16 protein-coding genes and 1 riboswitch are annotated in these 24,224 nt (G+C 73.7%); of the genes, 8 read left to right on the top strand and 8 right to left on the bottom strand.

Annotated features, from left to right (window positions below):
* Positions 1 to 30: 30 nt before the first annotated feature.
* The 3 genes from KPL59_RS00390 to KPL59_RS00400 form a co-directional block, all read right to left on the bottom strand.
* A complete protein-coding gene (locus tag KPL59_RS00390) occupies positions 31 to 1,203 on the bottom strand; it encodes an NADH:flavin oxidoreductase/NADH oxidase (protein WP_226359548.1) in 1,173 nt (390 codons plus the stop codon).
* Positions 1,204 to 1,388: 185 nt separating this feature from the next.
* A complete protein-coding gene (locus KPL59_RS00395) occupies positions 1,389 to 2,312 on the bottom strand; it encodes a cation diffusion facilitator family transporter (protein WP_226359549.1) in 924 nt (307 codons plus the stop codon).
* A gap of 51 nt (positions 2,313 to 2,363) precedes the next feature.
* Positions 2,364 to 3,275 carry a hypothetical protein gene (locus KPL59_RS00400; RefSeq protein ID WP_226359550.1) on the bottom strand — a complete coding sequence of 304 codons (912 nt, stop codon included), beginning with the start codon at positions 3,273 to 3,275 and terminating at the stop codon, positions 2,364 to 2,366.
* A 241-nt stretch (positions 3,276 to 3,516) separates the two neighbouring features.
* Here KPL59_RS00400 and KPL59_RS00405 point away from each other — a divergent pair, with 241 nt between their 5' ends.
* Positions 3,517 to 5,028 carry an APC family permease gene (locus KPL59_RS00405; RefSeq protein ID WP_226359551.1) on the top strand — a complete coding sequence of 504 codons (1,512 nt, stop codon included), beginning with the start codon at positions 3,517 to 3,519 and terminating at the stop codon, positions 5,026 to 5,028.
* Positions 5,029 to 5,050: 22 nt separating this feature from the next.
* Here KPL59_RS00405 and KPL59_RS00410 read toward each other — a convergent pair whose 3' ends face one another.
* Together KPL59_RS00410 and KPL59_RS00415 are read right to left on the bottom strand one after the other, a co-directional pair.
* A complete protein-coding gene (locus tag KPL59_RS00410; RefSeq protein WP_020623912.1) occupies positions 5,051 to 6,304 on the bottom strand; it encodes an FAD-dependent monooxygenase in 1,254 nt (417 codons plus the stop codon).
* A 134-nt stretch (positions 6,305 to 6,438) separates the two neighbouring features.
* A complete protein-coding gene (locus KPL59_RS00415; protein ID WP_226359552.1) occupies positions 6,439 to 7,584 on the bottom strand; it encodes an FAD-dependent monooxygenase in 1,146 nt (381 codons plus the stop codon).
* A 309-nt stretch (positions 7,585 to 7,893) separates the two neighbouring features.
* On the opposite strand from KPL59_RS00415, the gene KPL59_RS00420 reads away from it, so the two are divergent.
* Positions 7,894 to 9,324: a lipopolysaccharide biosynthesis protein gene (locus tag KPL59_RS00420; protein ID WP_226359553.1), complete on the top strand. Its 1,431-nt coding sequence runs from the start codon at positions 7,894 to 7,896 to the stop codon at positions 9,322 to 9,324.
* Between the two features lie 289 nt (positions 9,325 to 9,613).
* On the opposite strand, the gene KPL59_RS00425 is transcribed toward KPL59_RS00420, so the two are convergent.
* On the bottom strand, positions 9,614 to 10,504 hold the full coding sequence (locus KPL59_RS00425; protein ID WP_075305780.1) for an ATP-grasp fold amidoligase family protein: 891 nt from the start codon (positions 10,502 to 10,504) through the stop codon (positions 9,614 to 9,616).
* A 256-nt stretch (positions 10,505 to 10,760) separates the two neighbouring features.
* Between KPL59_RS00425 and KPL59_RS00430 the strand changes: the two genes are divergently transcribed.
* The 3 genes from KPL59_RS00430 to KPL59_RS00440 all read left to right on the top strand — a co-directional run bounded on the left by KPL59_RS00430 (position 10,761) and on the right by KPL59_RS00440 (position 14,459).
* Positions 10,761 to 11,762: a glycosyltransferase family A protein gene (locus KPL59_RS00430; protein ID WP_226359554.1), complete on the top strand. Its 1,002-nt coding sequence runs from the start codon at positions 10,761 to 10,763 to the stop codon at positions 11,760 to 11,762.
* A gap of 78 nt (positions 11,763 to 11,840) precedes the next feature.
* Complete coding sequence (locus tag KPL59_RS00435) at positions 11,841 to 13,043, top strand: MFS transporter (RefSeq protein WP_226359555.1); 1,203 nt, start codon at positions 11,841 to 11,843, stop codon at positions 13,041 to 13,043.
* Between the two features lie 87 nt (positions 13,044 to 13,130).
* Positions 13,131 to 14,459 (top strand): MFS transporter, encoded by a 1,329-nt coding sequence (locus KPL59_RS00440; RefSeq protein WP_226359556.1) that lies wholly within the window; start codon positions 13,131 to 13,133, stop codon positions 14,457 to 14,459.
* A 10-nt stretch (positions 14,460 to 14,469) separates the two neighbouring features.
* On the opposite strand, the gene KPL59_RS00445 is transcribed toward KPL59_RS00440, so the two are convergent.
* On the bottom strand, positions 14,470 to 15,945 hold the full coding sequence (locus tag KPL59_RS00445) for an MFS transporter (protein ID WP_226359557.1): 1,476 nt from the start codon (positions 15,943 to 15,945) through the stop codon (positions 14,470 to 14,472).
* A gap of 117 nt (positions 15,946 to 16,062) precedes the next feature.
* On the opposite strand from KPL59_RS00445, the gene KPL59_RS00450 reads away from it, so the two are divergent.
* The 3 genes from KPL59_RS00450 (at position 16,063) to KPL59_RS36625 (ending at position 20,202) form a co-directional block, all read left to right on the top strand.
* On the top strand, positions 16,063 to 17,619 hold the full coding sequence (locus KPL59_RS00450; protein WP_226359558.1) for an acetolactate synthase large subunit: 1,557 nt from the start codon (positions 16,063 to 16,065) through the stop codon (positions 17,617 to 17,619).
* A gap of 138 nt (positions 17,620 to 17,757) precedes the next feature.
* Entirely contained in the window at positions 17,758 to 19,110 is a 1,353-nt protein-coding gene (locus KPL59_RS00455; protein WP_226351286.1) for an MFS transporter, read from the top strand.
* A 108-nt stretch (positions 19,111 to 19,218) separates the two neighbouring features.
* The gene (locus KPL59_RS36625; RefSeq protein WP_226351285.1) at positions 19,219 to 20,202 is read left to right on the top strand and encodes a DUF4073 domain-containing protein; all 984 of its coding nucleotides are present in this window, start codon (positions 19,219 to 19,221) and stop codon (positions 20,200 to 20,202) included.
* A 69-nt stretch (positions 20,203 to 20,271) separates the two neighbouring features.
* Here the strand turns inward: KPL59_RS36625 and cobN are convergent, their stop codons facing one another.
* Positions 20,272 to 23,916, bottom strand: a complete 3,645-nt coding sequence (gene cobN / locus KPL59_RS00465) for a cobaltochelatase subunit CobN (RefSeq protein ID WP_226359559.1) — start codon at positions 23,914 to 23,916, stop codon at positions 20,272 to 20,274.
* A 90-nt stretch (positions 23,917 to 24,006) separates the two neighbouring features.
* Positions 24,007 to 24,080, bottom strand: a riboswitch (cobalamin riboswitch).
* Positions 24,081 to 24,224: the final 144 nt, after the last annotated feature.

Raw genomic sequence — 24,224 nt, forward strand, 5'->3', positions numbered from 1 at the left:
GCGGCGGGCGTCGCCGCGGCCGGTGACCGCTCAGGCCGAGCGCAGGTGCTGCTCGGTCGCGGGCGACGGAGCCGGCCAGCCGATGCTCGGATCGTGGCCGCGGAAGTTCGACAGCCACCAGCCCCAGTCCTCGGGGACCAGCGAGAACGGGTCACCGTGGCCGAGCTCGCGGGCCGCCCACACCGGCCAGTGCGCGTTGGCCAGGGCCGGGCGGCCCAGCATCACCAGGTCGAGCTTCTCCTCCCGGATCGCGCGGTCGGCGTTGGCCGGGATGCCGAGGTTCCAGCTCACCGTGACCGGGATGCCGATCTCCCGGCGGACCCGGGCGCCGCGTTCGACCCAGGCCGAGACGTGCGGGAAGTGCGGGTCGCGCATGTCGTCGGTGTTGCCGCCCATCGACAGGTCGGCCATGTCGGCGCCGTGCTCCTTGAGCCACCCGACGACCTCGATCGAGTCCTCCCACTGCACGCCGTCGGGGTGGTAGTCGTCGGCTCCGAGGCGGAAGGTCAGCGGGTACTCCTCCGGCCAGACCTCGCGGACGGCGTCCATCGCCTCCAGCAGGAACCGGGCCCGGTTGGCCTTGCTGCCGCCGTAGGCGTCGGTGCGCCGGTTGGCCAGCGGCGAGTAGAAGCTGGCGCCGAGGTAGCCGTGCGCGAAGTGCATCTCCAGCCACCGGTAGCCGGCGTCGAGAGCGCGCCGGGCGGCGTCGGCGTACTGCCGGTGCACCGCCGCGATCTCCTCGACGGTGAGGGCGGGCACCGGGTACGGGCGCTTGCCGAAGCCGTAGGGGACGTCCGACGGTCCGACGACCTGCCAGCCCTCGGGGTGGTCGGGCGGCAGCTGGCGGCCGAGCTCGTTCGCCACCCACGGCTTGAGCTCGCTGCCGTTGCGCCCGGTGTGGCCGAGCTGGATCGCCGGCACCGCGCCCATGTCACTGATCATCGCGGTGGCCCGGGCGTGGCCCTCGATCTGGTCGTCGTCGTAGATCCCGGCGCAGTGCGGGGTGGTGCGGCCCTCGGGGGCGATCGCGACCTGCTCGGGGAAGATCAGCCCGAACCCGCCGGCGGCGCGCGCGCCGAGGTACATGAGGTGGAAGTCGTTCATCTCGCCGTCGACCGAGCGGTACATCGTCATCGGCGACATCGCGATGCGGTTGCGCAGGGTCACGCCCTTGAGCGTGTAGGGGCTGAACAGGTCCGGCACGGGCACTCCTCGGGGAGATTCGGTCGTGCACAACCATGCTCTCGGCTCGTCACCATCGGGTGACTGCCGGTTCCCGTCCGGTAACGGGCGCCTCACATCGTGGGTGGGCCCAGCCGTGAGGCGCCCGGACGGCGCACCCGGTTCGGCCGGGCGCGACGGCCCGGGCGGCGGCGGGCCACGGCGGCTCAGCCGCAGTGGTTCTCGTGCCCGGTGTGCGCGGCGTGCTCGACCTGCAGGGTGGAGTGGTCGAGGCCGAACCGCTCCCGCAGCACGTGCCCGGCACGGTCGAGCACCGAGGCGTCCCCGCAGTGCCCGGAGACCTCCTCGTCGACGACGACGTGCGCCGACATCGCGGGGGTGCGGTCGTTGATCGCCCACACGTGCAGGTCGTGGACGTCGGCGACCCCCTCGACGGCCAGCAGCGCCGCCTTGACCTCCTGGGCGTCGATCCCCTTGGGCGCACCCTCCAGCAGGACGTGCGCGGCCTCGCGCAGCAGCGACACCGCGCGCGGGAGGATCAGCGCGACGATGAACAGCGAGGCGATGGTGTCGGCCCAGGGCCAGCCGGTCGTCAGCAGCACCACGGCGGCGGCGAGCACACCGACCGAGCCGAGCGCGTCGCCGAGGACGTGCAGCATGGCCCCGCGCATGTTCATGTTGCCGCGGTCGCCGCCGGCCAGCACCGCGAGCGAGACCAGGTTCCCGATCAGGCCGAGCACACCGATGACCAGCAGCGGCAGGCCGGGGATCTCGGCCGGGACGAACAGCCGCTGCACCGCCTCCACCCCGACCCACACCACGACCGCGACGAGGGTGAGCGCGTTGAGGGCGGCGACGAGCACCTCGGCCCGGCCCATCCCGTAGGTCCGCGACGTCGTCGCCGGGCGGGCGGCGAGCACGCTGGCGATCAGGGCGGCGACCAGCGCGCCCGCGTCGGTCAGCAGGTGACCGAGGTCGGCCAGCAGTGCGAGCGAGCCGGTGTACACCGCGCCCGCCGCACCGAGGACCGCCGTGACCAGCGTGACGCCCAGCGCCATCGCCAGCCGGCGGCGGTCGGTACCCGCCCCGGCGTGCCCGTGCCCCGCCCCACCACCGTGTCCGTGCCCCATGACCGTCACCATACATGCACGTATTCGCATGTGAAACTCCGACGGAGCCGTTCAGGAGGCGGAGAGCACGTCCCCGGCGACGTCGCGGCACACCGTCCAGCCGTACTCCACGCCCCGCTCGGCGGGGTAGGTGGTGAGCACCGCGAGGGCCCGGTCCGCCCAGACCAGGACGCAGTGCACGTTCCACCCCGCGGCGCCGTGCAGCGTCCAGCCGTTCTTCTCCGCCACCACCCCGGGCAGCGCCGGACGGACACCCGAGCGGCCGTCCGGGGTGACCGCGTCGAGGTCGGCCAGCAGGACGTCCCCGCCCGGCCACTCCGGTGCGCGGTCGCGCACGCAGGCCAGGATCCGGGCCGCGTCGAGCGCGGTGATCTGGGTGTAGGACCACCACCCCGGCCGCGACGTCGACACCTCCACCCCGCACTCCTCGTCCAGCCGCGCGGTGCTCGCGTCCCGCCCGAGAGCGCGGTAGAGCCGCTCGGCGGCGTCGTCGTCGGAGGCGCGCACGGCGGCGGAGATGTCGGCCCGCTGGTCGGCCGTCACCGGGCGGCCCGCCTGCGCGGCGGCGCGCAGGGTGTCCGCCGCCAGCCATGCCTTGATCGTGGACTCGGCCTCGAAACGCGTGGTCGCGGCGTCCGCCGAGCCTGTCCACCGGCCGTCGTCGGTGTCGAGCAGCGCCCAGGACAGGGTGAGGTCGTCCTCGCCCTCGCGGTCGACGAGCAGCGATCCGGGTGCGAGGTCGAGCGGGTCGGCGGTGGCGGATCCGGTCATCGCCGCGAGCAGCCCGCGCAGGGTGTCCGGGCCGGGTGCCGCGTCGTCGTCGGGGCCGGTCGTCGAGCTCTGGTGCTGCGCCGGCACGACGGCGCTGCCCCCAGGGCGTGGGACCGGACCGTCCGAGGCCACGCCGGCGCCCCACAGCGCGGACACCGCCACCACCACCGCGACGACCACGGCCACCGACACACGGGCACGGGAATCCCGTCCACGGCGTCGCTCAGGTCCGGACACGACCCGTCCGGTCGCGGACGACCGGACGGCCGTCCCGGCCTCGATGGTGCACCGCCGAACGGCGATCCGGACACGGAGGACGGAGGGTTCACACAGGATTTTCAGGATGCGCCCCGCGCTCCGCCCGGCACCGCACCCCGTACCGGCATACCGTGCCGCAACGATCGACCGACCGACGACGAGTGGGGGTGGCGGCGTGGGCTGGACGCGCACGATGCCGGTGGAACGGATCCTGGCCAGGGGCAGAGCCGGCGACGGCTCCGAGGACGCCGGCGGCGAGGGGCGGGGCACGCCGCTCAAGCGCACGCTGAAGGCCCGTGACCTGGTCGGTTTCGGCGTCGGCATCATCATCGGTACCGGGATCTTCACCCTGGCCGGGGTCGAGGCCCAGCAGCACGCGGGCCCCGCGGTGACGTTGTCGTTCCTGATCGGCGCGGTCGTCGCCGGGCTCGCCGCCGTCTGCTACGCCGAGCTGGCCTCCTCCGTCCCGACGGCGGGCTCGGCCTACACCTACGCCTTCGCCACCCTCGGCGAGGTCTTCGCCTGGATCATCGGCTGGGACCTGCTGCTGGAGTTCGGCCTCGGCCTCGCCGTCGTCTCCCGCAGCTGGTCGGGCTACCTGGCGTCGCTGTTCGGGCTGCCGACGGAGTGGTTCGGGGAGGACGCGACGATCAACGTCGGCGCGGTGCTGATCATCGCGGTGCTGACCGTCGTCGCGGTCGCGGGCATCCAGCAGTCGTCACGGCTGACGAACCTGCTGGTCCTGGTGAAGCTCGCGGTCTGCGTGCTGATCCTGGCCGTCGGCGTGTTCTACATCGACCCGGCCAACCTGCAGCCGTTCATCCCGCCGGCCCAGGCGCCGGAGGACGGCGGCTCGGTCTTCACACAGCCGATCATCTCCGGGGTGTTCGGGCTCGCCCCGACCGTGTTCGGCGTCGGCGGCATGCTCACCGCGGCCGCGGTGGTCTTCTTCGCCTACACCGGGTTCGAGGCGCTGGCCAACCTCGGGGAGGAGGCCGAGCGCCCCAACCGCGACCTGAAGGTCGGACTGCTCGGCGCGCTCGCCATCTGCGCGGTGCTCTACGTCGGCGTCTCGCTCGTGCTCACCGGGATGGTGCCCTACACCGAGATCGACACCGGCGCGCCGCTCGCGTCGGCGTTCGCCGGCGTCGGACTGCCGTGGGTGGGCGCGCTCATCGCGCTCGGCGCGGTCACCGGTCTGACCTCGGTGATGATGGTGGAGCTCGTGACGATCGGCCGGATCGGCTTCGCGATGGGCCGCGACGGCCTGCTGCCGAAGGCCATCGGCACCGCGCACCCCCGGTGGGGCACCCCGCACCGCATGACGATCATCGGCGGTGTCGTCTGCGCGGTGATCGCGGCGTTCACCCCGATCACCGCGCTGGCCGACATGGTGTCGATCGGCGCGCTCTCGGCGATGATCATCGTCGCCGTCGCGGTGCCGGTGCTGCGCCGGACCCGCCCCGACCTCGACCGGCCGTTCACGGTGCCGTTCTCGCCGGTGGTGCCGGTGATCACCGCGATCGCGTGCCTCTACCTGATGCTGAACCTGAACCTGGACACGTGGATCCGGTTCGCCGTCTGGCTGGCGCTCGGCCTGGTGGTCTACGCCCTCTACGGCCGCAGGCACTCCTTCCTCGCACGCGAGGAGCAGGAGGGCTCCGGGGCCGGGCGGGACCGGGACTGAGCCGGCCCCGCCGGGCCGCGGATCAGCGGTGCAGGGCCTCGCGGGGGGTGATCTCCCCGCGGGCCAGCGCCCGACGGACGCGGCGCGCCGCGGTCAGCCTGCGCCGGACCTGACGGACCGGCTCGACCTGGGTCGCACGGTGCAGACGCTCGTTGAGCCGGCCCTGGTCGTGGCGGCGGTCGAGCAGCGACCAGGAGAAGGCCAGCGCGTCCTCGGCGCCCTCGAGACGCTCGGGGACGGTCTCGAACCACTCCATGCTCGCCCGGGCCATCCGCTGGACCGGTGCCATCGCGGCGCGGCGGCGGGCGTCGTACCCGGCGAGGGCGGCCTCGACGTCGTCGGTGCCGCGGGTCCCGCGCGGGTACAGCTCCTCGGCCAGCGCGATCGAGTCGGCGACGGCGAGGACCGTGCCCGAGCCGATGGCGAAGTGGGTGGTGTGGGCCGCGTCGCCGGCGAGGACGACGTTGCCGTCGCGCCAGGACATGTTCCGGACCTCGCGGAACTGCAGCCACGGCGAGGAGCCCATGCCGGGCGGGGCGATCAGCGAGTGCCCGTCGAGCGAGCGGGAGAAGACGCCCTCGAGCATCCGCATGGCCTCGTCGGGCGCCATCGTGTCGAGCCCCAGCCCCGCCCAGGTCTGCGGCGTGCACTCCACGATGCAGGTGCTGACGCAGTCCGCGGCCGGGTAGGCGTGGAACCAGATCCAGCCGGCATGGGTCTTCTCGAACGCGAAGGTGAACGGCCGGAACGGCTTGCTCGTGCCGAACCAGACGTAGCGGTTGGAACCGTGGGAGATCCGGGTCCCGAAGGTGTCGGCCCGCGCGGCGCGGATCGCGGACCCGACCCCGTCGGCGGCGACGACGACGTCCGCGTCCGCGGTCAGCGGATCGCGCGCGATGTCACCGTCCACGGCGACGGCCGTGTCGAACATGAGCTTCACGCCGACCTGGCGGGCCCGCTCGGCCAGCACCTCCAGCAGCCGCGCGCGGCCGATGGAGTAGCCGTAGCGACCGCCGAGGTGCACCGGGCGCCCGGAGACCTCCACGACCTGGGAGTCCCACACGTGCGCCGCGGCCCGCACCTTCTCGGCCCCGAGGGGGTCGGTGCGGAAGAGCTCGTCGAGGATGTCCTCACCGAGCGTGACCGCGAAGCCGGAGGCGGTGCCGGGCGCGTTGCGCTCCGCGAGGACGATCTCGTCCTGCCCGCCCGACCGGAGCCGGGCCAGGATCGAGAAGTACAGACCGGCCGGCCCACCACCGACGACCACGATCTTCACACCGGACCTCCATCGGATGTCATCGATCTGGGACGCAACGACCCTACGAACGCGGCGGACCCGTGTGGACACCGGGTCCGCCACGATCGGTGACGCTGCGCGTGCCGTCGGCGAGCGGTTTCGCGCCGGAACTCCTAGCTCTGCCGCCCGCGCAGGGCCGACCGCCGGACGCGGCGGGCGGTGGTCAGCCCGCGCCGCACCTGACGCAGCGCGGGAACCTGGGTGGCCCGGTGCAGGGTGCGGTGGATGCGACCCATGTCGCCCCGGCGGTCGGTGAGCGACCAGGCGAACTCGACGGGGTCGGTGACCTGCTCGAGCTGGCGCCCGGCCTGCTCGAACCACTGCATGTTCCGCCGGGCGGCGTCCTGGATCGGGCCGATCTCCGCGCGCCGCCGGGCGTCGTAGGCCGAGAGCGCGGCACCGCGGCCGTTCGGGCAGGTCAGGTCCGCCGCGGCCGTCTGGCCCGCGACGCCGTAGAGGGCGTCGACCAGACCCATCGAGTCCTGCATCGCCAGCACGGTGCCCGAGCCGATCCCGAAGTGCGTGGTGTGCGCGGCGTCGCCGGCCAGCACGAGGTCGCCGTCGCGCCAGGTCCGGTTGCGGACCTCGCGGAAGCGCAGCCAGGGCTTCTCCCCCAGCCCGCCGAGGGGCTCGATGAGCCGGCGCCCGGCCAGCGTGCGGTGGAAGACCGACTCGACGAGCCGGACGGCGTCGGCCCCGGACATGTGGTCCAGGCCCAGCCCCTCCCAGGTGTCGGGCTCGCACTCCACGATGCAGGTGCTGACCCCGTTGGACGACGGGTAGAGGTGGATCCACATCCAGCCCGCGTCGGTCGGCTGGAAGTCCCAGACGAAGGTGTCCGAGTCACTGTCGGCGCCGAGCCAGATGTAGGGGTTCGTGCCCTCGTCGACAGTGGTGCCGAAGTGCTCGGCGCGCGCGGTGCGGATCCGGCTGCCGACGCCGTCGGCCGCGACGACCAGGTCGGCGTCGAGGGACTCGCGCTCGACCGGGGAGCCGTACTCGATCTTCACGCCCAGCTGCTCGGCCCGGCGCGCCAGCACGTCGAGCAGGTCGACGCGGGCGATCGCGTAGCCGTACTTGCCGCCGACGTGCACCGGGCGGTGGTCGGCGACCCGGATCTCCTGGGCGTTCCACAGCCGGGACGCGCGACGCAGGGCCTCACCGCCCTCGGGGTCGTTGCGGAACGCGTCGTCGAGCATGTCCTCGCCGTAGGTGACGGCGAACCCGTGGGTCCGCCCCGCCTCGTTGCGTTCGTACACGACGACCTCGTCGCGTCCCCCGGACCGGAGCCTGGCGAGAACCGCCAGGTACAGACCGGCCGGCCCACCTCCTGCGCAGGCGATACGCACGCAGACCCCCTTCGGTTCATCAGGTCACCGGAAGAAATGAACCGTAGCGCAGGGGTTGCGGAGCGCGACGGGGTGTGTATGTCCGCAGTGTCCGACCCCGTCCGGTGACGGACCGTCCGGCGCCCCTCCCCCGGCACCCGGCTGGTCGACCCCTGGTTAGCGTGGAGGTGTGCACGCACTCAGCGGGACCTCCCACGCCGCCGTCCGGCGGTGCGCGCGATGAGCGTCGGCGAGATGGTCGCCGTCCGGGTCCGCTCGGTCCGCCGGGAGATGGGCAATCCGCTCTACCGCAACGCGTACGCCCTGATGCTCAACACCGTCGTCAACTCCGGCTTCGGGTTGCTCTACTGGGTCTTCGCCGCGCGGGTGTTCAGCACCGAGGACGCCGGCCGCGGCAACGTCATGGTCAACCTGATGATGCTGATCTCGGTCCTGACCTCGCTGAACTTCGGTCAGGCCCTCATCCGCTTCCTCCCGACGGCCGGGCGCGACTCGCGGTCGCTGGTGCGGCTCGCCTACGGGGTCAGCGCTGGGATGGCCGTCGTCGGCTCGGCCGCGGTCATGACCTACTGCCACTTCGCCTACGCCCCCGGCGACCCGCTGCACGTCTCCCCCGGCTTCGCCGCGTGGTTCGTGGTCTCGACCGCCGCGTGGTCCATCTTCAACCTGCAGGACCAGGTCCTCACCGGGCTGCGCTCGGCGATGTGGGTGGTGCTGGAGAACGGCGTCTACGGCGTCGTGAAGCTCGGCCTGCTCGTCGTCGTCGCGTTCACCTCGGTGTCCGACGGCGTGTTCACCTCCTGGAGCGCGCCGGTCATCGCCCTGCTGGTGCCGTTCACCCTGCTGATCTCGCGGCGGCTGCTCCCCCGGCACACCGCGGAGACCGTGGACCGCGACGACGCCGGTGCCCCGGACCGCGCCACGCTGGCCCGCTACATGGGCGGCGACTACCTGGGCCAGGTGTTCAACCAGGCCATGTCGTCGTTCCTGCCGGTGCTGGTGGTCATGACGATCAGCCAGGCGGCCAGCGCCTACCTGCTGCCGGCCCAGACCGTCTTCCTCGCGATGAGCATGCTGTCGATGGCGATCACCTCGGCGCTGGTCGTGGAGGGCTCCCGGAACCCGGAGCACGCGCACGTGTTCGCCCGCGCTGTGCTGCGCCGGATCTGCCTGCTGGTGTGGCCCGCCTCGCTGGTCATCGCGCTGGCCGCACCGCTGCTGCTGTGGTTCTACGGGCCGCAGTACGTCGAGAACTCCACGACGCTGCTGCAGCTGCTGATGGCCTCGATGTTCCCGCGCGTGATCGTGACGATGTGGATGACGAAGTCGCGGCTCGCGAACCGCACCTTCCCCCTGGCCGCGCAGCAGCTCGTGCACTGCGCGATCGTGCTCGGCGGGATCCCGCTGCTCGCCCCGACGCTCGGGGTCGACGCCGTCGGCTGGACGTGGCTCGCGGGCGAGCTGGTGCTGGCGGTCGTCTTCGCGCCGTCGGTGGTGCGCTGGCTGCGCCGGCCGGTCCCGCCGCACCCGCCCGGCGACGGCGGTCCCGCCAGCCCGGACGACAAGGACCTCCTGGACCGCGACGACGACACCCGGCCCATCAGCGGGCCGGAGGCGCGGACCCACGAGTTCCCCCGCGTCCGCGACTGACCCCTCCGCGATCAGGGGCTCCGTCCGGCGGCCCACGCAGCGTCCCGGGGCCCCGTCGATCAGTACCTGAGCGCTGTCCGATCGGCCGTCGACAACGCTCGGGTACTGATCGACGGGTGGCGCGCCGTCGCCACACCCCTTCGCGGGCAGCCACACCTGTTGCAGCGGGTGTGGCTGCCCGCGAAGGGGTGTGGACGCGCGGCGACCGGCCGCGGGGAGCGGCGGCGGGCGGCGGGTCGCCGCGGGGCAGCGGGGGATGTGAGAGCCGGGTGGGTGCGCGCGGGCCCGGTCAGGAACGCTGGATGAACTTCTCCGGGATCGGTGTCCCGTTGCGCCACAGGTTCCCCAGGGCCCGGTCGAAGGCGCGGGGCCGCAGCCGGACGAGCCCGCCGCCCGGGTTGTGGGTGATCTCGCCGAAGTAGACGTGGCCGTCGACGTCGTAGAGGTCGACGCGGCAGAAGGTGAAGTCCTTGCCCAGCGCGCGGGCGATCTCCAGCATCCGCTCGTAGGAGGCGGGCTTCTCCGGCAGCGCGTCGGCCTGGGAGAACCGCCCGGAGATCCGGAACGGCACCCAGTCCGGGTGCAGCATCGTCGAGGTGTGGGCGGTGAACCGGTCCTGGTCGACGACGACCATCGCGGGCTCGCCGTGGAAGACGAAGAACTTGTAGTCGGCGGGCGGCGTGGTGCCGTCGCCGATCATCTCCTCGACGACGGCGCGCGGCGTGAGCCCCTCGTAGGGGCGCTCGCGCCAGCCGTGGGTGAAGAAGTCGGTGCGCAGCCAGCGGGCGACCGTCGAGCGGATCTTCGCGTGGTCGGCGGCCGCCGGGTGGCGCACCAGGATCGTCATGTCGCAGCCGTGGGTGCCCTTGACGACGTACGGGCCGGTGGGCGCCTCCAGGTCGAGGTCCTCGGCGCGCTCGACCACCTGGAGGAGCGGGATGAGGTGCTCCGCCCCGATGCGCTCGGCGACGTGCTCGCGGACGGTGTACTTGTCCGCGGTGACGTGCACCAGTTCGGGCTGGTCGTCGAGGTTCTTCTTGGCGAGCAGCTGGGACCAGGTCCGCGGCCGCCGGAACGTCGTCAACTCCCCCTGGAACAGGGCGTGGTGGGCCATCGCGAAGGCGCGATGCGGCAGGAACCGGAGCCGTCGGGACAGCATCACCCGTGCGTCGAACGACATTCTCCGGACGATAGCGACCCTCTCCCACCGCCCGGCGCACCGGCCCCGGACCGGGTGGCCCGACCACCCGGGGCAACCCCGGATGCCGCACGGACGTCACCAACAGTGGGCACGCTCGTTGCCATTCGCGAGGAATGCCCGCAGCACGGCCTCGGTCGAGGGCGTGCCGAACGCACTGCGTCACCCCTTACGGTGATTGAGGGGCCGACGGCGCCGAAGACGGCGCACCCCGGAAGGAGCTCCGACTGTGCCGATCGTGCGGAACCCCCACGTTCTCGTCACCGTGATCACGCCGGCCTACAACGTCGGCCCGTGGATCGGTGAGGCCATCGACTCGGTGCTCGCGCAGACCGAGTCCCGGTTCGAGTACCTCGTCGTGGACGACGGGTCGACCGACGACACCGCCGACATCGTGCGCTCGCGCGCCGAGCGCGACCCGCGGGTGCGGCTGATCCAGGTGGAGAACGGCGGCTCGGGCGCCGCGCGCAACCGCGCGCTGGCCGAGAGCGCCGCCCCGTTCGTCGCGTTCCTCGACGGCGACGACCGCTGGCACCCCGAGTTCCTGTCGCACATGCTCGAGACCCTGCACACCGCTCCGCCCGGGGTCGGGATGGCCTACTGCCACACCCGCGTGATGATGGAGTCCGGGCAGGTCGTGGCGCTGCGCTGGCAGCCGTCGGGCAAGGTCGACATCGACAAGCAGCTGGTGGAGAACAACCCGCCGCACAACGGCAGCTCGCTCATGATCCGCCGGGCCTGCTTCGACCAGGTCGGCGGCTTCGACTGCTCGCTGCCCTCCGCGGTGGACTTCGAGATGTGGCTGCGGATCGCCGCCGGGTCGAACTACCCGCTGATGTGGGGCACCCGCCGCTGGCTGCTCGACATGCGGCTGATGCGCACCGGCTCGATCAGCTCCAACCGGCAGCGCCGGTTCGAGTGCCTGGACAAGGTCATCGCCGACTACGCACCGCGGATGCGGCGCCAGCACCCGGGGATGGCCTACGTCCGGCCGGCGGTGTTCGCCTACCGCGACGGGCTGGACGACTTCGGCGACCGGTGGGCGCTGCTGGCCCGCGAGGCCGGCACGAAGGAGCTCGCGAAGGACTCGTGGGGCCGGTCGCTGCTGGCGTGGAACAGTGCGGGCCGCGAGCGTCGCGCGCAGCTGCGCAACGTCCGCGACACCGCCCGCAACAGTGCCTACAAGGGCATGTCCGGGGCGCTGCGCACCGCGGTGAAGCTCAACTCGCTGCGGGGATGACTCCGGCACCGCGCCTGCGGGAACGCCACGGCTGACCCGCGACCCGCAGGCGCCCGCCCACTCCCGCATGATGGGCCCGTGGTGGCAGTCGGAGCGGGCCGGACGGAACGACGGGCCCGGCTGGCGGTGGCCCTGGTCTTCCTCACCAACGGCCTGGTCTACGCCAACCTGCTGCCCCGCTTCCCACAGATCAAGGCCGACCTCGGCCTGTCCAACACCCAGCTCGGGCTCGCGGTGGCCGCGATGCCGTTCGCGGCGCTGCTGGCCGGGCTCACCGCGGGCCCGCTCATCGCCCGGTTCACCTCGGCGAAGGTGGCGTCGTTCGGGATGGCGGTGATCGCCCTCGGCGTCGTGCTCGTCGGGTTCGCACCGTCCTGGGGGCTGTTCGCCACGGCGATGCTGCTGGTCGGGGCGTCCGACGCCGTCGTGGACGTCGCGCAGAACGCGCACGGGCTGCGGGTGCAGCGCCGCTACGGCCGGTCGATCCTCAACGGGTTCCACGCGCTCTGGTCGGTCGGGGCGGTCGCGGGCGGACTGATGGGCTCGGCCGCCGCCGGGGCCGGGCTGGCGCTGCCGGTGCACCTGGGGTTGTCGTCGCTGCTCTCGGTGGTGATCGCGGTCGCGGTCCACCCGCTGCTGCTGCGCGGCGACGACCGCGACGACCGCCGGCCCCCCGGCGCGGCCGACGGTGCACCGCCGCGCAGGCCGTGGACCGGGCTCGGCACCCGCACCGTGGCGCTGCTCGCCGTGTTCGGGCTGGTCGCGATCTCCGGCACCCTGGTGGAGGACTCCGGCGCCACCTGGGCGGCGGTCTACCTGCAGGGGCTCGGGGCCGGTGCGGTCGTCGCCGGCCTCGGGTTCGTGGCGCTGCAGGGCTGCCAGTTCGTCGGCAGGCTGGTCGGTGACCGGGTGGTCGACCGGTTCGGCCAGCGCGCGGTGGCCCGCGCCGGTGGCGGGCTCGTGCTCGCCGGGATGGGCCTCGCGCTGGCGTTCCCGACGGTGCCCGGCACCGTCGCCGGGTTCGGTCTCGCCGGTTTCGGGGTGGCGACGCTCGTCCCGGCCGCGATGACCGCCGCCGACCACCTGCCGGGACTGGCACCGGGCACCGGGCTGACGATCGTCACCTGGCTGATGCGGGTCGGGTTCCTGGTCTCGCCGCCGGTGGTCGGGCTGGTCGCCGACGCGACGTCGCTGCGGGTGGGGCTGCTCGTCGTCCCCCTCGCGGGGCTGGTGGTGGTGCTCCTCGCCGGGGTGCTGGCCGGGCGGCGCCGGCCCGGCTGAGCACCGGTCGACATGATCACGACCGGATCCGACAGGATCATCCGTACGTCTCGACACGAATCGGTCGGCACCCTAGCGTCGTGACGCATGTCACCCACCGTCCCGCCGGCGCCGCCGGGACCCACGCTCCGGTCGTCCCGCAAGGTCGCCACCGCCAGTCTCGTCGGCACCACCATCGAGTGGTACGACTTCTTCATCTTCGGCACGGCCGCGGCACTGGTCTTCAACCAGGTGTTCTTCCCGTCGGTCGACCCCGTCACCGGAACCCTGTCCGCGGTCGGCGCGTTCGCCGTCGGGTTCATCGCCCGCCCGCTGGGCGGCGCGGTGTTCGCGCACTTCGGCGACAAGGTCGGCCGCAAGCCGATGCTCGTGTACTCGCTGCTCCTGATGGGCGCGGCGACCGTCGGGATGGGCCTGCTGCCCGGCTACGACACCCTCGGCATCTGGGCACCGGTCCTGCTGGTGGTCCTGCGGTTCCTGCAGGGCTTCGGTGTCGGCGGCGAGTGGGGCGGGGCGGCGCTGATGGCCGTCGAGCACGCCCCGGCGCACCGTCGCGGGTTCTACGGCAGCTGGCCGCAGGTCGGTGTCCCGCTCGGCCTGGTGCTGGGGACGGCGACGTTCGCGGTGCTGTCGGCGACGCTGACCGACGAGCAGTTCCTGGCCTGGGGCTGGCGGATGCCGTTCCTCGCCAGCGGCGCGCTGATCGCGGTCGGGATGTGGATCCGGCTCGGCGTCCACGAGTCACCGGTGTTCCAGCAGGCGATGGACGAGAAGGCCGCGAACCGGATGCCGGTGCTGGAGGCGCTGCGCACCTACCCGAAGGAGATCGGGCTCGCGGCCGGCTCGTTCCTCGCGACGAACTCGACGTTCTACGTCTCCTCGGTCTGGCTGGTCACCTACGCCACCCAGCAGCTGTCCTACGACCGCACCACGATCCTCGCCGCGAACTCGGTGCTGTCGCTGTCGGACATCCCACTGATCCTGGCGTTCGGTCTGCTGTCGGACCGGATCGGCCGGCGCCCGATGTTCGTCGGCGGGATGGCGCTGCTGGCCGTGTTCGCGGTGCCGTACTTCTGGCTCGTGTCCACCGGCAGCATCTGGTTGTTCCTGCTGGGCGGGCTGATCGTCCAGGTGGCGCGCTCGGCGGTGTACGGGCCGCAGTCGGCGTTCTTCGCCGAGCAGTTCTCCACCAGCATGCGGTACTCGGGGGCGTCGCTGGCCTACCAGATCGCGTCGATCCTGGGCGGCCTCGCACCGCTGCTGTGCACCGCGCTCGTCGCGCTGACCGGGTCGCTCTACGCCGTCGCCGGCTACGTCGTCGGGATCGCGCTGGTGTCGCTGGTCTGTTCCTGGCTGATGACCGAGACGCTCCGGTCGGGGCTGCGCGACGACGCCGTCGCCGTCGCCCGGACCTGACCCCTGCCCCCTACTGTCGGCCGGTCGCGGTCGCCGGCGTGCCCCTGCCCCGGGCGCGCCGGGCCGCGACCAGGTCGGCGACACCGAGCACCAGGGCCAGCGCCACCAGCCCGACGGTGATGAGCAGGCCGTGCGAAATGGCGTCCGCCCAGTCCCCGCCGGACGCGGTGAGCCTGCCGAAGAACACCGCACCGACCGCGGACAGCCCGATCGCCGTCCCGATCCGCTGCCCGGTCTGCAGCACCCCGCCCGCGGTGCCGCCGGAGGTGTGCGGGATCTCCGACAGCGCGAGGGTCTGGTTCGGGGCGATCACCAGCCCACCGCCCGCCCCGGCGAGCAGCAGCGGCCCGGCGATCGCGAGCCCGATCCACGGACTGTGCGCGGTCGCGGCGAGGACGAGGTCGGTGACACCGAGCCCGACCATCACCGTCGCCAGCCCGACGACGATCATCGGCTGCCCGAAGCGCGCCACCAGGCGTCCGCTCAGGGCGGAGGTGACGGCCGAGCCCAGCGCGAACGCCGTCAGCGTGAGACCGGTCTGCAACGGGGTGTATCCCAGCCCGTTCTGCAGGTAGAGGGTGAGCACGAAGAAGATCGAGGTGAACCCGGCGAAGTAGACGGCGCCGAGCGAGGCGCCGACGGCGTAGCTGCGGGTCCGCAGCAGCGCGAAGTCGACCAGCGGGTGGCCGTGGACGCGCTTGGCCCGCCGCTCCCACGCCACGAATGCCACCAGCGCCACGACCGAGACCGCGAGCAGCCACCAGGGCGCCGACGCCGGGTCCCGCTCGGCGAGCACCAGCGGCAGCATCAGCGCGACGACGGCGACACCGAGCAGCGCCGAACCGCCCAGGTCCAGCGGGCGCCGTTCCCCCGCCGGCGCGGTGTCGGCCGGCAACAGCCGGAACGCGGCGACCAGCGCCGCGACGCCGATCGGGATGTTGACGAAGAAGACCCAGCGCCAGCCGTCGGCGTCGCCGGCCCAGGCCAGCAACAGCCCGCCGAGCAGTGGGCCGACCGCGGTGGAGATCCCGACGACGGCGCCGAACATGCCGAACGCGGTGCCCCGCTCCGGACCGCGGAACAGGTCCTGGATGAACCCGACGACCTGCGGGGACAGCAGCCCGGCCGCGACGCCCTGCACGAGCCGGACCGCGACGAGCACCTCCGGGTTCGGCGCGAACCCGGCGACGGCGCTGGTGAGGGTGAACAGCGCCAGCCCGGTGACGAACATGCGACGGCGGCCACGGTCGTCGCCCAGCCGTCCGGACGCGACCAGGACCAGGCCGAACGTGAGCGCGTAGCCGGACACGATCCAGGACAGCTGCGCGGCCGAGGCCCGCAGCGCGGTCTGCATGGCGGGCAGCGCGACGTTGACGATGCTGACGTCGAGCAGGCTCATGAACCCGGCGACCAGGCAGACCGACAGTGCCCGCCAGCGTCGGGGGTCGGGGGTGTACACCTCGGGGGCGGTGCGGTCGTCGCTCACAGTCCCTCATTCCCCGCCCTGGCGCTGCGGGGCGCAACTCGAACCCGGGTCCTGCGGGCACGCGTCACATCGTGTGGACTCACCGACCATGTGGACCGTACAGATCGGGAACCGGTCGTGAGGGGCGCCGAGGCGCTGGTCGGGTCGCTCACCGCGGCCGGTGTCGACGTGTGCTTCATGAACCCGGGCACCTCGGAGATGCACTTCGTGCAGGCGCTCGACGCGGTGCCGGAGATGCGTGGCGTGCTGGCCCTGTTCGAGGGCGTCGCGACCGGCGCCGCCGACGCCTACGCGCGCATCGCCGGGAAGCCCGCGGCGGTGCTGCTGCACCTGGGGCCGGGGCTGGGCAACGGGTTGGCGAACCTGCACAACGCGCGCCGGGCCGGGATCCCGCTGCTGTGCGTCGTCGGCGGGCACGCGACCGACCACGTCCGGTTCGACGCGCCGCTGCAGTCCGACATCACCGCGGTCGCACGGACCGTGTCCGGGTGGGTGCACACCAGCGGCGACGTCCGCGACGTCGCCGCCGACGCCATGCGTGCCCTCGCCGCGACCGGCGAGCGCGGCGGGCAGGTCGCGACGCTGGTGCTGCCCGCCGACGTGTCCTGGTCCGAGGGCGCGTCGCTCGCTCCGCCGCTGCCGGCCACCGGGCCGGTCCCGCCGGACGCCTCACGGGTCGCCGCGGCCGCCGACGCCGTCCGCGCGCCCGGCGCGACGCTGCTGCTGGGCGGGCCCGCACTGAGCGCGGCGGGCGTCGACGCCGCCGGGCGGATCGCCGCGGCGACCGGGACACGGCTGCTGGTGGAGACCTTCCCCCGGCGCTGGGAGACCGGCGCCGGCCGGACCCGCATCGACAAGCTGGCCTACTTCGCCGAGCAGGCGATCGCGCAGCTGGACGGCACGTCGTCGCTGGTGCTGGCCGGGGCGCGGTCGCCGGTGTCGTTCTTCGGCTATCCGGGCGTGCCCGGGGACCTGGTGCCAGAGGGTGCCGCCGTGGTGGGGCTGGCCGACGCGACGACCGACGCGACGGCCGCGCTGGAGGCCCTCGCCGACGTCGTCGCCGGGGACGCGGCCGCCGCGCTCGCCCCGCACGAGGCACCAGAGCCCCCGCCGGGGCCGCTCGACGTGCGGGGGCTGTGCGCCGCCGTCGCCGCGACGCTGCCGCAGGACGCGATCGTGGTCGACGAGGCGCTGACGGCGACGGCGTCGCTGGCGATGTCGTTGCAGACCGCGCCGCGGCACACCCAGCTCGCGCTGACCGGCGGCGCGATCGGGATGGGGCTGCCCGCCGCGGTGGGCGCCGCCGTCGCCGCCCCGGACCGTCCGGTGGTGGCGGTGCAGGCCGACGGCAGCGCGCTCTACACGCTGCAGGCACTGTGGACGATGGCCCGCGAGCGGCTCGACGTCACCGTCGTCCTGATCAACAACGCGGCCTACTCGATCCTGCGGGTCGAGCTCGCCCGCACCGGTGCCGGGGAGGCGGCCCACTCGGGGCGGGCGGGACGGATGCTCGACCTCTCCGACCCGACGCCGGACTTCACCGCGCTGGCGACCGGGCTCGGGGTGCCCGACGAGCGGGTCACCACCACCGAGGGCCTGCTCGACGCGCTGCGGCGGGCGCAGGCCGAGCCGGGCCCGCACCTGGTCGAGGCGATCGTCCCGGCGCTGGGCTGAGCGCTCCCGGCACCGACCGCACGGCCGCGCCGGCACCGCGACCTGGTCGGCGACCTGCGCCACCACGGCCAGGTCGCCGACCAGGCGCTCCCTGAATCGGCTTGACCTGCACCGGGGTTCAGGGAGCAGGGTGGCGCCGTGGTCGAGGCGCGGACGGACGGTGCGGGGGTCTGGTCCCCGGGCCGCGCGCCGACGACCGTCGGGATCCTGCTGCTGATCAGCCTGACCGCGTTCGAGGCGATGGGTGTGGGGACCGCGATGCCCGCCGTCGTCACCGACCTGGGCGGGGTCTCCCGGTACGCCTGGCCGTTCGTGCTGTTCCTGGCCGCGGCGGTCTTCGGCACCGTCGCCGGCGGTCGCTGGTGCGACGTCCGGGGCCCGCGGGTGCCGCTCGTCGCCGCGCCGGTCCTGTTCGGGGCGGGCCTGATCGTCGCCGGGTTCGCGACGACGATGGCCGGGCTGCTGGCCGGACGGGTCTTGCAGGGGCTGGGTGCGGGAGCCCAGGGTGTCGCGGTGTACGTGCTCGTCGCCGAGGTGTACCCCACGCGGGCGCGCCCGGTGGTGTTCGGGCTGATCTCCTCGGCGTGGGTGCTGCCCGCGCTCGTCGGCCCGCCACTGGCCGGGCTGGTCACCGAGCGCCTCTCCTGGCACTGGGTCTTCCTCGGTCTGCTGCCGGTGGTGGGGCTGGCCCTGGTGCTGATCGCGCCGGTGGTGCGCGTCCTGCGACCGCCCACCGGCCCGGCGGCCGGCGACCGTGGGGCGGGCCTGGTGCCCGCGGCACTCGGTGCCGCGGTCGGCGTCGCCGGGCTGAGCTGGGCGCTGGAGAACCTCGACGTCGGCGGGGCGGTGGCCGGCGTCGTCGCGCTCGCGGTGCTGGTGCCGTCGCTGCGCAGGCTGCTGCCCCGCGGGACCGTCGTCGCGCGCCCGGGCATCGCCGCGGTCGTCGCGGCCCGCGGCCTGGTCGCCGGGGCGTTCTTCCCGGTCGTGTCGTTCCTGCCCCTGGTGCTCACCGCGACGCACGGCTGGTCGCTGACCGCCGCCGGGACGCCGCTGATCGTCGCGTCGCTCGGCTGGTCGGCGGCCGCCGCCTGGCAGGCCCGCCGCCCCGACGCCGACCGCGCGCTGATGCTGCGCACCGGGTTCGCGATGATCGCCGCGGGCCAGGTCGCGCTGGTCCCGGTCGCCGCCGGGCTGCTGCCGGGCTGGCTCGCCGTCGGGTTCTGGGGCGTGTCCGGGCTCGGGATGGGCGTGGCGTTCTCCGCGATCGCCTACCTGACCCTGGCCCACTCCGACGCCGGTGACGTCGGTGCGCACTCCTCGGCGGCCCAGCTGCTCGACCAGCTCGCGACGGCGGCGTTCGTCGGGCTGGGCGGGGCACTGCTGGTGGCGCTGGGCTCACCCGCGGTCGCGCTGCCGGTGCTCGTCGCGGTCGTGGCCTGCCTCTCCGGGATCGGCGCGGTGACCGCGGGGCGGACCCGCGTCCGCGCCTGAGGCGACCGGTTCGGGCCGCCGTGTCCGGATCGACACCTGCCGTCGGTCTGGTGATCACCCGGCCGGGTGAGGGTGGGCGTCGTCGTCCCCACTCCCCCCGGAGGTCCCGTGACCCGCCCGTCCCCCCGCATCCGCCTCGTCGCCGCAGCGGTGCTCGCCCTCTGTCTCGCCGTCGCCCCGGCCGCCCTCGCCGCTCCTCCGCCGCAGGCCGGGCCGCGGGCCGTACTCGACGTGGTCAGCGACGTGCAGGGTGATCTGCCCGACCTCGCACACACCCTCGCGGATCTGGACGACCTCGGCCGCGACGCCGACGGCCCCGGTCCCGCCGACGCGCTCGTCGTCAACGGCGACCTGGTCCCCTCCGGCACGGTCGCCGAGTACGAGGCGTTCACCGCCGCACTGGCCGCCGGGCCGCCGCGGGCCCGGACGCTGGCCGCGATCGGCAACCACGAGTACTACACCGGGGAGCCGGACGCCGTGCTCACCGAGCGGTTCCTGCGCTACACCGGGATGCCGGCGCCCTACCACCGCAGCGACGTCCGCGGGGTGCCGGTGCTGTTCCTCGGCAGCCTGGCGGCGCCGGGCGACGACGCGAACGCCGTCCTCGGCGACGAGCAGCTCGACTGGTTCGACCGCGAGCTCGACCGTGCCTCGGCCCGGCCGGGTCCGGTGCTGGTGTTCTCCCACCACCCGCTGCTCGACACCGTGTCGGGGACCCGGGGCGCCACCGGCGCGGACAACTACTGCTGCCAGTACCCGCGACCCGAGCACGACCGGCTGCTGCAGATCATGGGCGACCACCCCGACGTCGTGTTCCTGACCGGGCACACCCACTACGACCTGGGGCTCCACGACTGGGCGGTCCGCCGCACCGTCCCGGGCGGCCACCCCGAGGGGTTCACCGCCGTCAACACCGGTTCGCTGCAGACGCAGTGGTCGACCGCGCCGGACGGCAGCGAGGTGGCCGCCCCGACCCGGGCGATGAACCAGGGGCTGCGGCTGGTCGTCGACGGCGGGCGGACCGTGGTCGAGGCGCACGACTTCGCCGCGGACACCGTGGTGAACCGGATCGAGATCACCACGGGCCGCTGACCACCGCCGACGGCCCGGGCCACGACCTGCTCGGCGAGAGGGCGTGGCCCGGGCCGGGGCACGACGGGATCAGTCCCCCTCGATGTCGCCCTCGGACTCCAGGTAGGCCTGGCGCAGCGCGTCCAGCGTCGCCTGCTCCGGGCTCTCCCAGAGCCCGCGGTCGACGGCCTCCAGCAGTCGTTCGGCCATGCCGTGCAGCGCCCACGGGTTGGACTCGGACAGGAACTTGCGGTTGTCCGGGTCCAGCACGTACTCGGCGGTCAGCGTCTCGTACTGCCAGTCCGCGATGACGCCGGTGGTGGCGTCCCAGCCGAACAGGTAGTCGACGGTCGCGGCCATCTCGAACGCGCCCTTGTAGCCGTGCCGGCGCATCGCGGCGATCCAGCGCGGGTTCACCACGCGGGCACGGAAGACCCGGGCGGTCTCCTCGTGCAGGCTGCGGGTGCGCACCGCCTCCGGGCGGGTCGAGTCCCCGACGTAGGCGGCCGGCGCGGTGCCGGTCAGCGCGCGCACCGTGGCGACCATGCCGCCGTGGTACTGGTAGTAGTCGTCGGAGTCGGCGATGTCGTGCTCGCGGGTGTCGATGTTCTTGGCCGCCACCGCGATCCGCCGGTAGGCGTTCTCCATGTCGTCCCGGGCCGGGACGCCGTCGAGGCCGCGGCCGTAGGCGTAGCCGCCCCAGGTGGAGTAGACCTCGGCGAGGTCGGCGTCGCCGCGCCAGTCGCAGGAGTCGACGAGCTGGAGCAGCCCGGCGCCGTAGGTGCCCGGCTTGGAGCCGAAGATCCGGGTGCGGGCGCGGCGGTCGTCGCCGGTGCGCTCGCGGTCGGCCTCGACGTGGGCGCGGACGTAGTTCTGCTCCGGGGTCTCGTCCAGCTCGGCGACCAGCTTCACCGCGTCGTCGAGCAGGGCCAGCACGTGCGGGAACGCGTCGCGGAAGAACCCGGAGATGCGGACCGTGACGTCGACGCGCGGGCGGCCGAGCTCGTCGAGGTCGATCACCTCCAGGCTGCGCACGCGGCGGCTCGCGTCGTCCCACACCGGGCGGACGCCGAGCAGGGCGAACACCTCGGCGACGTCGTCGCCGGAGGTCCGCATCGCACTGGTCCCCCACACCGACAGGCCGACGCTGCGCGGGTACTCGCCGTGGTCGGCCCGGTAGCGCTCGACCAGCGACTCGGCCATCGCCTGCCCGGTCTCCCAGGCCAGCTTCGACGGGACGGCCTTCGGGTCGACCGAGTAGAAGTTCCGCCCGGTCGGGAGCACGTTGACCAGCCCGCGCAGCGGGGAGCCGGACGGGCCGGCCGGGATGAAGCCGCCGTCGAGGGCGTGCAGCACCCGGTCGAGCTCGTGCGCGGTGGCGTCGAGCCGCGGCACGACCTCGTCGGCGGCGAACCGCAGCACCGCACGCACCCCGTCGGCGTCCAGGGCGGGGAGCACCTCGGAGCCGGCCGGGCCGGGGGTCAGGTGCTCGTCGACGACGGCGTCGACGGCGGCCGGGTCCCAGCCGCGGGACTCCATCGCCGCGACCAGCGCGCGGGCCACCTGCTCGACGGCGTCGGTGCGGGCGTTGGTCTCCGAGCCGTCCTCGACCAGCCCGAGGGCCTGGCGCAGACCGGGGACCGACTGCTCGCCGCCCCACATCTGCCGGGCGCGGAGCACCGCCAGCACCAGATCGACGCGCTGCTCCCCGGCCGGGGCCTGGGCGAGCACGTGCAGGCCGTCGCGGATCTGGACGTCCTTGATCTCGCACAGCCAGCCGTCGACGTGCATGAGCATGTCGTCGAAGACGTCCTCGTCGGGACGCTGCTCCAGCCCGAGGTCCTGGTGCATCTGCGCCGCGGTCATCAGCGTCCAGATCTGCTGGCGGATCGCGGGCAGCTTCGCCGGGTCCAGCGCGGAGATGTTGGCGTGCTCGTCGAGTAGCTGCTCCAGGCGGGCGATGTCGCCGTAGGACTCGGCGCGCGCCATCGGCGGGATGAGGTGGTCGACCAGGGTGGCGTGCGCACGGCGCTTGGCCTGCGTGCCCTCGCCGGGGTCGTTCACCAGGAAGGGGTAGACCAGCGGCAGGTCGCCGAGGACGGCGTCGGTGCCGCAGGAGGCCGACATCCCCAGTGTCTTGCCGGGCAGCCACTCCAGGTTGCCGTGCTTGCCGATGTGCACGATCGCGTGCGCACCGAACCCGCCCTCGGACTCCGGCGCGGCCAGCCAGCGGTAGGCGCCCAGGTAGTGGTGCGACGGCGGCAGGTCCGGGTCGTGGTAGATCGCGACCGGGTTCTCCCCGAAACCGCGCGGCGGCTGCACGATCAGCACGACGTTCCCGCGGCGCAGCGCCGCGACGACGATGTCGCCGTCCGGGTTCTGCGAGCGGTCGACGTAGTGCTCGCCCGGCGCCTCGCCCCAGTGCTCGACGACCCCGTCGCGGAAGTCCTCGGGCAGCGTGTCGAACCAGCTGCGATAGGTCGCGGCGGAGATGCGGACCGGGTTGCCGGCCAGCTTGTCCTCGGTGAGCCAGTCCGGGTCCTGCCCGCCGGCCTCGATCAGGGCGTGCATGAGCGCGTCGCCGTCGCCGGCCTCGACGCCCGGGAACGCCGCCTCGCCCCCGGTCGCCACCGCGTAGCCCGCCGCGGCCATCGTGCGCAGCAACGCCACCGTCGACGCCGGGGTGTCCAGCCCGACCGCGTTGCCGATCCGCGCGTGCTTGGTCGGGTACGCCGACAGCATCAGCACGATCTTCTTGTCCGCGTTCGGGACCCGGCGCAGCGTCGCGTGCTTCACGGCGATCCCGGCGACCCGGGCGGCCCGCTCGTCGTCGGGGACGTAGACCGAGAGGCCGTCGGCGTCGGTCTCCTTGAACGAGAACGGGACGGTGATCAGCCGGCCGTCGAACTCCGGCACCGCGACCTGGGTGGCGACGTCGAGCGGGGACATCCCGTCGTCGTTGGCCTCCCAGGTGGCCCGGGAGCTGGTCAGGCACAGGCCCTGCAGGATCGGGACGTCGAGCGCAGCCAGCTCGGTGACGTCCCACTCCTCGTCCTCGCCACCGGCCTGGGCGCCGGCGGGCTTGGTACCGCCCGCGGCGAGCACGGTGACGACCATGGCGTCGGCCTCGCGCAGCCGCTCGAGCAGCGCGGCCGGGGCCTGGCGCAGCGACGCGCACCAGATCGGCAGCGCGCGGGCGCCCTTCGCGGCGATCTGCTCGCAGAGGGCCTCGATGTAGCGGGTGTTCCCGGCGAGGAACTGGGCGCGGTAGAACAGCACCGCGACCGTCGGCCCGTCGACGTCGGTGGCCGGGACGGACAGCTCACCCCACTCGGGCAGCTCCACCGGCGGCGCGAAGCCCTCACCGGTGAGCAGCACGGTGTCGGACAGGAACGCGTGCAGCTGCGCCAGGTTCTCGGTGCCGCCCTGTGCCAGGTAGGTGTGCGCCTGGGCCGCGACGCCCGCGGGCACCGAGGACAGCTCCATCATCTCCGCGGCCGGGGCCATCTCCCCGCCCAGGCAGACCAGCGGCGTCGCGCGGGCCCGCAGCAGGTCCAGGCCCTCCTCGAAGTAGCGGTACCCGCCGAGGACGCGGACGACGACGACGTCGGCGGCGTCGGCCATCTCGGCCAGCTCGTCGTGGGTGACCCGGTTCGGGTTGGCGAGGCGGTAGTCCGCGCCCGAGGACCGGGCCGAGAGCAGGTCGGTGTCCGAGGTGGACAGCAGGAGGATCACCGGAGGGCTCCGGGCACAGCATGGGCGCGCGTCATCGACGGACCTTCCTCGGGATCCTCGTCCCGGGTGGGGTGGCGCGGCGAACGGGCGCAGTGTCTGGCTCCCCCCGGCCGTGGCCGGGGGTCACAGTGGCGGGACCGCGCCGGACTCGCACCGGCTTCCTGGATCCCGCTCGCCGTCTTCGGTTGTCGTGAGTCACCTTCGGTGGCGGCCCGGGGTCCCGTCAAGGTGCGCCGGACCGGGGTGGTGATCCGCACGTGCGGCGGCGTGGCGGGCGGGTCGGTCCGGGGGCGGAGCGGAACGGGGGC

This window comes from Pseudonocardia sp. ICBG1142 (genome assembly GCF_020496255.1).
Lineage (GTDB): Bacteria > Actinomycetota > Actinomycetes > Mycobacteriales > Pseudonocardiaceae > Pseudonocardia.